The sequence below is a fragment of the Trichococcus pasteurii genome, from assembly GCF_900112935.1.
In the GTDB taxonomy this organism is placed as follows: Bacteria; Bacillota; Bacilli; order Lactobacillales; family Aerococcaceae; genus Trichococcus; species Trichococcus pasteurii.
The window spans coordinates 309,135-323,054 of sequence record NZ_FONM01000002.1 but is presented as its reverse complement, the minus strand read 5'-3'; the positions used below and the strand labels follow the sequence as shown (position 1 = coordinate 323,054).

The window sequence follows — 13,920 nt, the reverse complement described above, 5'->3', positions numbered from 1 at the left end:
CCCAGCCGGATATGTTACAATGTCAAGAGACTATCAAGATCCCTGAGCATAAAACGACATGGATTGAAAACAAAGGATGATTGCGACATATGAAAGATTTTAATGCCATCGAGTTAGAAAAATCCTACGGGATGAAGACACTCTTCAACAAAATATCCTTCACGATCCGTGAAGGTGAACATATCGGCCTGATCGGTCAGAACGGGACCGGCAAGAGTTCCTTGCTGGAAATCATTGCGGGAATCGAAACACCGGATGCCGGCAGCCTGGACGTGCCCAGCGATTATCGCGTCGGCTACTTGGCTCAGGAGCCCCAACTGAACAAAGACTCGACTGTTTTTGAAGCGGTCTATGAAGGCGAAGCACCCATCATCAAGACGGTCCGCGCCTACGAGGAAGCTTTGGAATTGTTGGAGAAAGACAGTCTGAATCCGGATAATCAGAACCGGTACAGCAAGGCCGAAGCTGACATGAATGCGCAAGACGCTTGGCAGACAGAGGTTCAGATCAAATCCATCCTGAACCGATTGGGTTTGGATGACATCACGAAAAAAGTAGGCGAGCTGTCCGGTGGACAACGGAAACGCGTCGGCTTGGCGCAGGTGCTGATCCAAGCGCCGGATCTGTTGTTGCTGGATGAACCTACCAACCATCTTGACATGGACTCGATCACTTGGCTGGAAAACTATCTTGCTCAATACAAAGGGTCCGTCCTTTTGGTGACCCATGACCGCTACTTCCTGGAGAATGCCGTCACGAAAATCATCGAACTGAAGAACGGCGGATTGGAAGTCTACACAGGCAACTACGAGGACTACTTATTCCAAAAGAGCGAACGTGAAGCCATCCAGCAAAAGATGGACGAGAAGCAGCTGAAATTGTACAAGAGCGAACTGCAATGGATGCGCAAGGGTGCCAAAGCCAGGACGACAAAGCAACAGGCGCGGATCCACCGCTTTGAGGACTTGAAAGAAGCGACGCAACAAAGCACAAACGATGTCAAACTCGAAATCCAATTGGATGGTTCCCGCCTGGGCAAACGCGTCTTCAATCTGGAACATATCTCGCTGTTTGCGGGAGACAAACAGATCCTCAATGATTTTTCCTATATATTCCAGTCAACCGATCGCATCGGCATCGTCGGCAAGAATGGGGCAGGCAAGACTACTTTCCTGAACATGTTGGCAGGCGAAAAAGAAATTGCCGGCGGGAATCTGATCATCGGAGAGACCGTCAAAATAGCCTATTATAAACAGCTTTCCGAGGTGCTACCTGACGATAAACGGGTCATCAATTATCTGCAGGAAATCGCGGAAGAAGTGAAATTAAGCGACGGCATCGTCGTCAGCGTCACGGAGATGCTGGAGACCTTCCTCTTCCCGCGCGAAACGCACGGCAGCCTGATCAGCTCCTTATCGGGAGGAGAAAAACGTCGCCTTTACTTGTTGAAGCTGTTGATGACGAAACCGAATGTGCTGCTGATGGATGAGCCGACAAACGACTTGGATATCGATACGTTGACTGTGCTGGAGGATTACTTGAACAGCTTCGGCGGAGCCGTAATCACCGTATCGCATGACCGTTATTTCCTGGACAAAGTGGCCGACAAGCTCTTGATCCTGAATGATGAAGGCAAACCGGGCGTATTCTTTGGGGATATGAGCGAATATTTACTGGTATCCAGCCAGAAGGACAGCGAGGCCGCTAAGCAGGAAAGCAAGAAAGCTTCAGTACCTGTCCTTGCTCAGGATGCGGTCAAGGAAAAGACAAAATGGACCTACATGGAGCAAAAGGAATGGACCACAATCGAGGACGACATTTCCGAACTTGAGGAAAAAAGCCTGACATTGCAGAGCGCGATGGCCGAAAACGCTTCGGACTTCGAAAAGCTGACCCAATTGCAACAGGAATTGGACAATACAGAAGCAGCGCTTGCCGAAAAATGGGAACGCTGGGAATATCTCAGCCAGTTCGCCAAAGATTAATGTATATAGGAGAAACAAGATGACAAAACAATATTTGGATTTAGCAAGAACCGTCCTGGAAACAGGCGCGACGAAACACGACCGTACCGGAACCGGCACGAAAAGCATCTTCGGACATCAAATGCGTTTTGACCTCGCTGAGGGCTTCCCGATCCTGACGACAAAGAAAGTCGCTTTCGGTCTCATCAAGAGCGAACTGTTGTGGTTCCTGAAGGGTGACACGAACATCAAATACTTGTTGGAAAACAACAACCACATCTGGGATGAGTGGGCATTCGAGCGCTATGTGAAATCAGAAGATTACGCCGGGCCGAACATGGATGACTTCGGCCACAGAGTCCTGAAAGAAGCGGGCTTCAAAGCAATCTACGATGCCGAAATGGCTAAATTCCGGGAAGCGATTTTGACGGATGCAGCCTTTGCAGCCAAACATGGCGAATTAGGCAACATTTATGGGTCCCAATGGCGCCGCTGGAAAACGACAAAAGGGGAATTCATCGATCAGATCAGCGATGTCATCGAAATGATCAAAACCAATCCTGATTCGAGAAGATTGATGGTTTCGGCCTGGAATCCGGAAGATGTGCCTTCGATGGCCTTGCCGCCTTGTCACACATTATTCCAATTCTATGTCACAGACGGAAAGCTCAGCTGCCAATTGTATCAAAGGAGCGCGGATATCTTTTTGGGGGTGCCGTTCAATATAGCCAGCTACGCCTTGTTGACGCATCTGATCGCAAACGAAACGGGTCTTGAAGTCGGGGAATTCATCCACACATTCGGGGATGCCCATCTGTACCTGAATCATATCGAACAGATCGAACTGCAGCTTTCCAGAGAGCCTTTCGCTTTGCCGAAGTTGGTGCTGAAGCATCCGGAGAAATCCATTTTCGAAATGGAAAAAGAGGATATCGTCCTGGAGGGCTACAAGAGTCACCCGGGCATCAAAGCTCCGATCGCTGTATAATTACTGATTACCATACCGAGGAAAAGGAGGTTGCCGCCATCAGGTTCCATCAAGGTACCTGGTCGGTCCGGGCGTTGGCTCGGCTGCGCGGCAAAACAAGAGATGATCGCATTATTATGGGCTGAAGACGACAACGGAATCATCGGGAAAGGCGGCACATTGCCTTGGCACCTGCCTAATGATCTGAAGTATTTCAAGGAATTGACACTGAACCACAAAATCGTGATGGGCAGAAAAACGTTTGAGGGGATGGGTTCACGCCCGCTTCCGAGAAGGGAAAACATCATTCTGACGAGGCAAACCGATTACAGCCATGCAGGGGTTACTGTCCTGCATGATGTCAAGGAAGTATTGGCTTTGGATAACGAAGAGGATACGTTGTTCATTATCGGCGGCAGCGAAATTTTTGAGCTGTTCCTGCCGTTCGCGGATATCCTGTATCAGACTGTCATTCATGCCGACTTTGACGGGGACACTTATTTTCCGACAACAGACTGGAACGAGTGGGAATTAGCCTCGTCGACCTCGGGCGTTGTCGACGACAAAAACCGCTACGAACATGAATTCAAAGTCTTCAAACGGGTGAATTAAGCAAAAAGGGCTGACTCCAATTAAAGAGTCAGCCCGATTTTTGTTGCAGTAAGTCAATATTGATTCTGTATGGGAAAGTGCATCACCGTTGGCTTGTACTGCTTTTCTATTTTTTAAACGTAAAGCAAGATGCCGAAGTACATGAAGGCGGCGCCAGCCAGAACGAAAAGGTGCCAAATGACATGCATAAAGCCGTATTTTTTGTTCGAGTAAAAAATTGTCCCCAAACTGTAACTCAAACCGCCCAAACCGATAAGCACAATGCCGTTCAGGCCGAGTGTCTGGTACATCGGCTGAATGATGAACAGCGCCATCCATCCCATACCCAAGTACAAGAGGGTGGAAATTCCGTTGAATTTTCCGACGAAAAAGATCTTCAGGATAATGCCGATGATTGCGATTGCCCAAACGGCAATGAACAAAGCTCTGCTTTGGCCGTTACGCACCGCGATCAAGCAAAACGGCGTATACGTCCCTGCAATCAACAAATATATGGCTGCGTGATCGATGTAGCGGAAAATCTTTTGAAACCGGGTCAAACTGAAACTGTGATAGAGGGTTGACGAGAGGAAAAGTAAAATCATCGAAGCACCATAAATGGCATAAGCAACGACTTCTGTACCGTTTCCTGATTGGGATCCCTTCAAAATAAGTAAGACGCATCCAGCGATGCTAAGCAAGGTTCCGATTCCATGTGTTACGGCATTCAACACTTCATTGACGATGACTTTGCGTCTGCCCTCTGTTTGCGGAAAAGTTGTCACATTCATTCCTCCTTGTTGCCTGTCAGCAATTGTTTTTTGGCCAAAGAAAAAACAGTCTCCAACAACGTCCTTCTGAATGCATTATAGCACATTAAATGGTAAGATTTAGAAAATAATAGCAGCTCTCCCACCCAAAAGCGATAGAGGGTTTCACGGGGATATTTTGAAAGGAGCGAATAGAATGGGAACCAATCAACAAAGAAGTGTGAAAAACAGCCCGAATCCATGGAAAATTGCTTTCATCACCTTGTCGCTCACACTGGTCCTGGCAGCAGTTTGGCTCTTCTCGAAAATCACGACGGATCAACCCAGTCAATCTGCAACTGACGCCCTAATCACAACGCAATCAGAGGATCAGCTTTCAGTCGGATTATCTTTGAACAATACCGAATTGGCGGTCATCGCCAATGAATATCTGAAATCCGAGCAGAGCTTGGCTGGCTATTCGTTGGAAATAACGGATATGGTGACTTTAAAAGGTGAGACCGTGCTGTTGGGGCTTTCGATCCCGTTTGCTTTAACAGGGGAGCCGCATGCGACAACGGACGGCAATCTGCAGCTGAAGGTGACCGACATTTCCCTAGGCGGGTTGTCTTTGCCTGAAAAAGAAGCCCTGAGTCTTTTGGCCCAATTTTTAACGTTGCCTGCATTCGTCAGATTGGATGCGGCATCGGAAACGATACTGATGAACTTGGCCAGCATGGACCTTCCGAAAGAGAGCGCCATCCGTTTGCTTTCCATCGATAAAGAGACGAAAGAATATTCATTTGAAGTAAGCATACCAGCAGAAAATTTGATAGAATAGAAAGAGGCCTAATTTATGAGACAATCTTTTTACCTTTTCATTCTCACGTATCGAGACCCATACAAAAAAGATGATAAAACAACATTTGCGAATCGGGTTTCCGAGGACATCGGTTTTCCGAAGCAAATGACCGACTACCATGAACTAGCTGATTATCTGGAGTTGAGCGGCGAGTATACAGAGTTCATGTCCGTCTTTGATGAGTTGTTTGAAGTATACGTCGAGCGGAACAGAGATTAAATAGAGAAAGAAGGAAATGAAATGAGTACACACATCGCAGCAAAGCCGGGGCAAATCGCGGAAACAGTCCTATTGCCGGGCGACCCATTGAGAGCGAAGTACATTGCGGAGACTTATTTGGAGGATATCGAGCAGTACAATTCGGTCCGGAATATGTTTGGTTACACAGGGACATACAAAGGCAAGCGCGTCTCAGTCCAAGGCACGGGCATGGGCTTGCCTTCCATCATGATCTACGCCAACGAACTGATCACCGAGTACAACGTGCAGAACCTGATCCGTGTCGGTTCGGCAGGGGCGATCCAAAAAGATATCCATGTGCGCGATATCGTCATTGCCCAAGGCGCGACCACTGATTCCAGCGTTGTCAGCAATACGTTCAATGGCCAAGTCAATTTTGCGCCGATCTGCAACTTTGAACTGATGCACAACGCCTACATGGTCGCGAAAGAAAGGAATCTATCCGTCCACGTCGGCAACGTCCTTTCCTCGGATCGCTTCTACAATGAAGAGTTGAATAAACAGAAATTGGCTGACTATGGTGTTCTGGCCGTGGAAATGGAAGCTGCCGGGCTGTATCTGCTGGCCGCCAAATACAACCGGAAAGCGCTGGCTTTATTGACGATCAGCGATCATATCCTGACCGGGGAAGAGACGACTGCCGAAGAGCGCGAAACAACGTTCGACGACATGATGCTCGTTGCTTTGGAATCTATCCTATAATCTTAAAGAGGTGTACTTTGAATGGGCAACAACGGGCATAAACTAAAAAAACGCGGAGTCAAACTCTCCTTCTATTTCCTTTCCTTGATCATCGTCGCTGCTGCAGCGATCGGCGGGACGTATGCATGGATCGGGAGGAGCGTAACGCTTCCTTCCACAGAGGAAATCATCCAAGGGACGAACAGCTCTACATTGGATGCGGCGGCAGCGGATCGTATCGGGGCTGTCTATCAGACGCTGCTCAACAATTATGTCGAAGGTGTCGATGAAGAGGCGCTGATCGAGGGTGCCTTGAGCGGCATGGTGGAAGCAGTCGGCGATCCCTACAGTCAATACTTGAATACCGAAGCGAGCGATAACTTGGATGAGACGATTTCCGCCTCATTCGAAGGGATCGGAGCTGAAATCATGTCCTTGAATCAGCAAATCGTCATTGTTTCGCCGATCAAAGGCTCCCCAGCCGAAAAAGCGGGCCTGTTGCCGAATGACATCATCCTCAGTGCGGATGGCCAAGCCTTGCAGGGAATGACAGCAAGTGAGGCAGTCGCTCTGATCAGAGGCGAAAAGGGCAGTGAAGTTGTCCTGGAAATCGTGCGCGGGGATCAGACCTTCAAGGTGAACATCATCAGGGACACGATTCCGATCGAAACGGTGACGTTTGAACTGGATGAAGAATATCCGGAAATCGGCATCGTCCACGTTTCCAGTTTCTCGACGCCGACCTATGACGATATCGTCAGCGCTGTAACGGATCTGCGTACACAAGGCGCCACATCCTTTGTGTTTGATTTCAGGCAGAATCCAGGCGGTTTGTTGGATCAAGCTCTGAAGATCAGCAATATGTTCCTTGACGACGGCGACGTCATCATGCAGACGCAAGAAAAAGATGCCGAGCCGAATAAGATTGTGGCCAGCGAAAGCGAGTTCGGAGATTTCAAGATAACCGAACCAACCGTCCTGCTTGTCGATGAGGGAAGCGCCAGCGCATCGGAAATCGTCGCGGGTGCATTGCAGGAATCATCCGAAATACCGTTGGTCGGGACAACAACCTTCGGCAAAGGGACAGTGCAGACCGTTTATCCTTTGACTGAAAGCAGCGAGTTGAAATTGACGGTTGCTAAGTGGCTGACGCCGAACGGCAACTGGATCCATGAAAAAGGGATTGCAGTGGACTACGAAGTCGATCTTCCGGAATACGCTACGTTGACGATCATCGATTCCACAGCGACCTATGAAGAAGGAACTGTCTCGGAAGAGGTCAAAAATGTGGAAGCGATGCTGAATGCCATCGGCTATGCAGTCGAGGCGGACGGTTATTACGATGAAGACACTGTCGAACAGGTAGTGTCATTCCAAGCTGCAAATGAGCTGGAAACGACCGGTATCGTAACGGGCGACACTGCATTGGCGATAGTCGAAAAATTGCGGGAAGTCCTAACAGAGAACGATACACAGTACGATAAGGCTGTGGAAATACTGATAGGGAACGAATAATCCGAAAGGTTTGGCAGCTCTTAAGAAGTGCCAAACCTTTTTGCAATGCCTGGAATTGCTTGGAATAATCGCCTTTGGACCGGTTGCGATTCTTTTTATGCGCAAAATGTGCTAAACTATGAGTGTTGTTTTAGCACAAACTATAACCAAAAAGGTTGATACCGATGAAAGTAGATAAAAAGATGCAGGATGGTATCTGGGATTGGGTGAAGGCGATCACCTTAGCCTTGCTGCTGGTGGTCATCATCCGTTTTTATGTGTTCATTCCGCTCAAAGTGGAAGGCGACTCCATGAGCCCCACGCTGGCACAGGACAACTATCTCTTATATGAGACGTTTTCGGACATTGACCGCTTTGATATCATCATCTTCAGCAATGAAGAGGGGCAAACGCTCATTAAGCGTGTCATCGGTTTGCCGGGTGATTCCATTTCTTACAGTGAGGATCAATTATACCTGAATGGCGAGCTCATCGAAGAGCCTTTTCTGGGGACAGAGAAGCAGCAGGGGATGGATGTTTTCACTTCGGATTTTGATTTGCTGTCCTTGACAGGAGTTGAGACGGTCCCGGAAGACAGCTATTTTGTGCTTGGGGACAACAGAGTACGCAGCCGGGACAGCCGGATATTCGGGTTTGTTTCGCAGGCTGATATAGCCGGAAAAGCTGCAATGGTGTATTTTCCATTTGAGGATTTTGGATTTATTGAAAATTAAGTACCAGCTGGATTTATAAGAAAGGGTGATTCGATGTCATTTGGAAATAAAGATCATTACGACCAAGACTCTGGTTTTGTTTCAAGGAACGAAAGATTCGGGGTTGATAAAAAGAAAGAAGTCCAACCAGAAAACCGAGGCGGTTTTTTGCGGGAAGTCCTAAATCTTATCCTTTCGGTGGCAATCGCATTTGTGCTCTTCATTGTCATCCGGACTTATCTGTTTTATCCGTTCCAGGTTGTCGGCGATTCGATGGTTCCAACTTTGGAGACCGGAGACCGACTGATCCTGAACAAATTGGCTGAAGTCGATCGTTTTGATATTGTGGTGTTCCCTGCTCCGGACGGGTCCGATGAAGAATATGTGAAGCGCATCATCGGGTTGCCGGGTGACGAAATCACCTATTTCCAGGATGAGCTGTATATCAACGGCGAAAAAGTAGCGGAGCATTATCTTGAGGCGCTGAAAGAAAGCTCAAATCAGGCATTGACTGGCGATTTCACGCTCTTCAGCTTGACAGGGGAAGCGACTGTCCCTGAAGATATGTATTTCGTTCTTGGGGACAACCGCAGCGTTTCCAAAGACAGCCGTGTTTTCGGGTTCATCCCGGCAGCACAAATCGAGGGGACAGCCGATTTAAGACTGTGGCCTTTGAACAAAATAGGGATCATCGATGATAATGGTGCAGAAGAATAAGGAGACAACCGCACACAAGTGTATTTGCACTTGTGTTTTGTCTTGAAATGGAAACAAATGATTTACTCAGAAAAGGAAGTGTCAATATGTTAATACAATGGTTTCCAGGCCACATGGCTAAAGCGAAACGCGAAGCGTTGGAAAAATTAAAAATGGTCGATCTGGTGATAGAATTGCTTGATGCGCGGCTTCCGGAATCAAGCCGGAACCCCTTGATCGATGACATCATCGGAAACAAACCAAGATTGATTGTCCTCAATAAGGCCGATCTTGCGGATAAGACTGCCACAAAAGAATGGGTCGAATACTTCAAACAGGATACTAAAGCGCAGCGAGCTGTTTCGATTTCGACGCTGAACAATAAAGATGTAGAGAACATCAAAAGAGAACTGAAGGATATGATGGCCCACAAAACGCAAGCGATGATCAACAAAGGCGTCAAACCCCGTGCCATCCGCTTGATGATCCTTGGTATCCCGAACGTTGGGAAATCAACTTTAATCAACAAACTGATGCAGAAGAACCGCGCCCAGACAGGCAATCGCCCCGGCGTGACAAAAGGGCAACAATGGTTGAAAATCGGCGGTGATTTTGAGTTGCTGGACACACCAGGAATACTGTGGCCCAAGTTCGAGGATCAGCTGATCGGGCAAAAGCTTGCCCTGACCGGAGCGATCAAGGATACGGTTTTCCATAAGGATGACGTTGCTCTATTTGCGTTGCGTCATTTTATGCAGCATTATCCGGGCAGATTGCAGGCATTCTATAAGGTGGATGAAAAACAGTTTGAAGGGGCCATTCCGGATCTGTTGATGGAATTGACCACGAAACTGCGCTTTGGCGAGGACTACAGCCGAGCCAGCGAAAAAATCATTTTTGACATCCGCGGCGGCAAACTGGGTCCGTATACTTTGGATCAGGTTCCCGTGAAGCTAGCGGAGGCTGGCGAGGGCTTATCGGAATGAACAAACCATTAAGCGTCGCTGCCATCAAGGAGCAATTGCAGGAAATCCAAACGTTGGAAGATCAACGTTGGACAGCAATCCGAGAGGATTCCCGCAAAGGTGTCCAAGCTGCAGTAAAATCGTGGGAGCGGAATTATCAGCTCGACCTTGCCTTAAAAGAGAGGCAAATCCAGATGATGGCATTCGAAGAAGAGCTGAAGGCGAAAGGCCGTCTTGCCATCGCAGGAATCGATGAAGTCGGCAGGGGCCCGTTAGCCGGCCCGGTGGTCGCTGCAGCCGTCATTCTTCCGGCGGACATCCCTTTCCTCCCGGTCAATGATTCGAAACAACTCTCTGCAAAAAAAAGGGAGCAACTTTACGATCAAATCATGGACATTGCGGACGTAGGGATCGGCTTGATTTCCCCCGAAACGATCGATGCCGTGAATATTTATGAAGCCACGAAACTGGCGATGATGCAGGCGATCGCCAATCTGAAACAAGAACCGGACAGCCTGCTGATCGACGCCATGAAGCTGCCGTTGCCGGTTGAGCAGCAATCGATCATCAAAGGGGATGCCAAATCCGTCTCCATCGCTGCCGCCAGCATTGTCGCGAAAGTATACCGAGATCGCCTGATGTCCGAATATGCCGTGCAATATCCACACTATGGCTTTGAGAAGAACGCCGGGTATGGCACCCAATTGCATTTAGCCGGTTTGGATGCTCATGGCATCACACCCATCCACCGGAAGACGTTTGATCCGATCAAAAGCATGCTGAGAGGGCAATAAGGGCTTCTGCCATCCAAATTCAAACAATTTAATAAAGCATAATCCAACTCCTTGCGTATTATCTTAACAGATGGTACGCAAAGGAGTTTTTTTATGGAAATGAACCGCGAGGATCTGACGGTCCGCGATAAGTTGATTTATCATGCAATGACGGGCGTGTGCACACCCCATTTCATGAAGCATCTGTATTTGTCTTGGATGAGGGATCCGTGTTATTCAATAGAAGAGAACGTAAACAGTTATGTGCCGATGACCAATGAAGCCAAACAACAGAAATTGAAGTCAGCCATACTGACAGCATGCAGCAAGACGCCATATGAAGAGCTGCTGGAGCTGTACCGGAGCAAAGATATCCAGATTTTGACCATCCTGGACAACGACTATCCGGAAGGCTGGCTGAACAGCTATCTGCCGCCTGTCGTGGTGTTCTGTGCGGGGAATATCCGTTTGTTGGAGCAGCCTTGTTTGAGCGTCGTAGGCAGCCGCAGCCCGTCCGGCTACGGAAAGGCAGTCCTGAACGAAATGATACCGCCATTGGTTGCGGAAGGCATCACGCTGGTAAGCGGGCTCGCCAAAGGAATCGATCAAATGGTTCATTCCTGTACAATCGAAAACAGCGGAGCAACGATCGGCATCATCGGAACAGGGCTGGATCTCACCTACCCAAGGGAAAATGCCTCCCTTCAGCGGAAAATGATGGCAGAGCAGCTCGTCGTCAGTGAGTATCCTTTAGGCTCGAAGCCGGAACGCTATCATTTTCCGATGCGCAATCGTCTGATCGCCAACCTTTCCTTGGCAACGCTGGTGATCGAGGCGACAGAAAAGAGCGGCAGCCTCATAACCGCGAATCTGGCGCTGCAGGAAAACCGGGACGTTTTTGCGGTCCCCGGAAATATTACCAGCCGACTCAGTGTCGGCACCAATCAATTGATAAAGGCCGGTGCTGCTTGCGTTTTGAATGCGACCGACGTGCTGGAAGAAATGAGAACGCAGTGGAACTGAAGCATCTGCGAAATAACTTCCATTTGACAAACACCTAGTTTATGACATAAGATGGGAAACGATTTAAATGACAGAAATATACATACAAAATATTTCGTTGAGAGGAGTCGTTTCTTTGGCTTATAAATATTTAGTCATCGTGGAATCACCTACCAAAGCCAAAACGATAGAAAAGTATCTTGGCAGAAACTATAAAGTGGTAGCAAGCAAAGGCCACTTGCGCGATTTACCAAAGAGCCGGATGGCGGTTGATATCGAAAATGACTACCAGCCGGATTATATTTCCATCCGTGGTAAAGGCGACCTGATTAAAGAATTAAAAAAATATGGCCATAAGGCAGAAAAAATCTACTTGGCTTCCGACCCGGATAGAGAAGGGGAAGCCATCTCGTGGCACCTCGCACACTTGTTGGGCTTGGATCCAGCAGACAATATCCGCGTCGTGTATAACGAAGTAACCAAGGACGCAGTTAAGGAAGCGCTAAAAAACCCAAGACCGATCAATATGGATCTTGTCTCGGCTCAGCAGGCCCGAAGGATCCTGGATCGTCTGGTCGGGTACTCCATTTCACCAATACTATGGAAGAAAGTCAAAAAAGGTTTGAGTGCCGGACGGGTTCAGTCCGTTGCGCTGAAACTGATCATCAACCGCGAGGAAGAGATTGCCGGTTTCGAACCTGTGGAGTCTTGGACAATTGACGGCACTTTCCTGAAGGACAAACATGTTTTTCAGGCAGCGTTTTACGGGTTGGACGGGAAAAAGCTGAAGTTGAAGACCAAAGAGGAAGCGGATGCGGTATTCGAAAAAATTACATCCAATGTCTTTGAAATCACCGATGTTACGAAGAAACAGCAAAAACGCAACCCGGCTCAGCCTTTCACGACTTCCAGTCTCCAACAGGAAGCCGCCAACAAACTAAATTTCCGTACGCGGAAAACGATGATGATCGCACAAGAACTCTATGAAGGGATTGCGCTCGGCAAAGAAGGCTCGGTTGGATTGATCACCTACATGCGAACGGATTCGACACGAGTGTCGGCCGGTTCTATAGAGGAAGCGCATGAATACATCACGGGCACATACGGTCCGGAATATGCCATCGAGAAACAGCGCGAAAGCAAAAATTCCCAATCGGCACAGGATGCCCATGAAGCTATCCGTCCTTCCAGCGTTTTAAGGGTTCCAAGCGAGATCGAAGCCTTCTTGACGAAGGACCAGTTCAAACTGTACCAATTGATCTGGGCACGCTTTTTGGCTAGTCAGATGACTCCGGCGATCTTTGATACGATGAAGGTAGATCTCAAGCACGAGGATGTCATGTTCCGTGCGACAGGTTCCAAAGAGAACTTTGCCGGGTACCGCAAAGTCTACGTAGAAGGCAACGCCAAAGAAAAAGACAACCTTCTGCCGGAGATGGCTGTCGGCGATACGGTGTTCTCGAAGGACATCGAACCGAATCAGCATTTCTCACAACCGCCGGCCCGATACTCGGAAGCGACACTCATCAAGGCACTGGAGGAGAACGGCGTCGGAAGACCTTCGACCTACGCTCCAACAATCGAAACGATCCAGAAACGCTATTACGTAAAAGTGACGGCAAAACGTTTCGAGCCAACCGAGTTGGGTACGATCGTCAATGGCTTGATTTCCACCTATTTTCCGGATATCGTGAACATTTCCTTCACTGCCGGGATGGAACAGGACCTTGACAGTGTCGAAGAGGGAAAAATGGAATGGGTCAAAGTGGTCGATCGTTTTTATAAACCATTCGCCGAAGAACTGTCGAAAGCGGAAGTCGAAATCGAAAAAATTGAGATCAAGGATGAACCCGCCGGATTCGATTGCGAGTTATGCGGCCATCCGATGGTCATCAAAATCGGCAGATTCGGAAAATTCTATGCGTGCAGTAATTTCCCGGAATGCCGGAACACGAAACCGATCGTGAAGAAAATCAACGTGACGTGCCCTGTGTGCCATAAAGGCGAGGTCATCGAGCGGAAATCCAAGAAAAACCGGATATTCTATGGCTGCGATCGCTATCCAGAGTGCGAATTCATCTCCTGGGACAAACCGATCGGCCGCGATTGCCCGAAATGTCAACATTATCTTGTTGAGAAGAAGGTCAAAGGCGGCATCCAAGTGAAATGCAGTCATTGTGAATACGAGGAAGACGTACAGAAATAACGTTATGGAGGCATACT

14 protein-coding genes are annotated in these 13,920 nt (G+C 48.4%); 13 read left to right on the top strand and 1 reads right to left on the bottom strand.

Annotated elements, in window-relative coordinates; translation table 11 throughout:
• The first annotated feature begins 89 nt into the window (after positions 1–89).
• The 3 genes from BM184_RS03785 to BM184_RS03775 all read left to right on the top strand — a co-directional run bounded on the left by BM184_RS03785 (position 90) and on the right by BM184_RS03775 (position 3,543).
• Positions 90–1,985, top strand: a complete 1,896-nt coding sequence (locus BM184_RS03785; protein ID WP_086941522.1) for an ABC-F family ATP-binding cassette domain-containing protein — start codon at positions 90–92, stop codon at positions 1,983–1,985.
• Positions 1,986–2,004: 19 nt separating this feature from the next.
• Positions 2,005–2,952, top strand: a complete 948-nt coding sequence (locus BM184_RS03780) for a thymidylate synthase (RefSeq protein WP_086941521.1) — start codon at positions 2,005–2,007, stop codon at positions 2,950–2,952.
• Positions 2,953–3,054: 102 nt separating this feature from the next.
• Positions 3,055–3,543, top strand: coding sequence for a dihydrofolate reductase (locus tag BM184_RS03775; protein WP_086941823.1), 489 nt, complete (start codon positions 3,055–3,057; stop codon positions 3,541–3,543).
• Positions 3,544–3,656: 113 nt separating this feature from the next.
• Here BM184_RS03775 and trhA read toward each other — a convergent pair whose 3' ends face one another.
• Positions 3,657–4,307 carry a PAQR family membrane homeostasis protein TrhA gene (gene trhA, locus BM184_RS03770; protein WP_245830504.1) on the bottom strand — a complete coding sequence of 217 codons (651 nt, stop codon included), beginning with the start codon at positions 4,305–4,307 and terminating at the stop codon, positions 3,657–3,659.
• A gap of 181 nt (positions 4,308–4,488) precedes the next feature.
• On the opposite strand from trhA, the gene BM184_RS03765 reads away from it, so the two are divergent.
• The 10 genes from BM184_RS03765 (at position 4,489) to topA (ending at position 13,903) form a co-directional block, all read left to right on the top strand.
• Positions 4,489–5,112 carry a YpmS family protein gene (locus BM184_RS03765; RefSeq protein WP_086941519.1) on the top strand — a complete coding sequence of 208 codons (624 nt, stop codon included), beginning with the start codon at positions 4,489–4,491 and terminating at the stop codon, positions 5,110–5,112.
• A gap of 15 nt (positions 5,113–5,127) precedes the next feature.
• Complete coding sequence (locus tag BM184_RS03760) at positions 5,128–5,352, top strand: YozE family protein (protein WP_086941518.1); 225 nt, start codon at positions 5,128–5,130, stop codon at positions 5,350–5,352.
• A 21-nt stretch (positions 5,353–5,373) separates the two neighbouring features.
• On the top strand, positions 5,374–6,075 hold the full coding sequence (gene deoD / locus BM184_RS03755; protein ID WP_086941517.1) for a purine-nucleoside phosphorylase: 702 nt from the start codon (positions 5,374–5,376) through the stop codon (positions 6,073–6,075).
• Between the two features lie 21 nt (positions 6,076–6,096).
• Complete coding sequence (locus BM184_RS03750) at positions 6,097–7,569, top strand: S41 family peptidase (protein WP_086941516.1); 1,473 nt, start codon at positions 6,097–6,099, stop codon at positions 7,567–7,569.
• A 164-nt stretch (positions 7,570–7,733) separates the two neighbouring features.
• A complete protein-coding gene (gene lepB / locus BM184_RS03745; protein WP_086941515.1) occupies positions 7,734–8,282 on the top strand; it encodes a signal peptidase I in 549 nt (182 codons plus the stop codon).
• 33 nt (positions 8,283–8,315) lie between these two features.
• Entirely contained in the window at positions 8,316–8,978 is a 663-nt protein-coding gene (gene lepB / locus BM184_RS03740) for a signal peptidase I (protein ID WP_086941514.1), read from the top strand.
• An 86-nt stretch (positions 8,979–9,064) separates the two neighbouring features.
• Complete coding sequence (gene ylqF / locus BM184_RS03735; protein WP_086941513.1) at positions 9,065–9,943, top strand: ribosome biogenesis GTPase YlqF; 879 nt, start codon at positions 9,065–9,067, stop codon at positions 9,941–9,943.
• Positions 9,940–10,716: a ribonuclease HII gene (locus BM184_RS03730; RefSeq protein WP_086941512.1), complete on the top strand. Its 777-nt coding sequence runs from the start codon at positions 9,940–9,942 to the stop codon at positions 10,714–10,716. Before ylqF ends, BM184_RS03730 begins: the two co-directional genes overlap by 4 nt.
• A 93-nt stretch (positions 10,717–10,809) precedes the next feature.
• On the top strand, positions 10,810–11,718 hold the full coding sequence (dprA, locus tag BM184_RS03725; RefSeq protein WP_086941511.1) for a DNA-processing protein DprA: 909 nt from the start codon (positions 10,810–10,812) through the stop codon (positions 11,716–11,718).
• Positions 11,719–11,833: 115 nt separating this feature from the next.
• A complete protein-coding gene (topA, locus tag BM184_RS03720) occupies positions 11,834–13,903 on the top strand; it encodes a type I DNA topoisomerase (RefSeq protein WP_086941510.1) in 2,070 nt (689 codons plus the stop codon).
• The last annotated feature ends 17 nt before the right edge of the window (positions 13,904–13,920 follow it).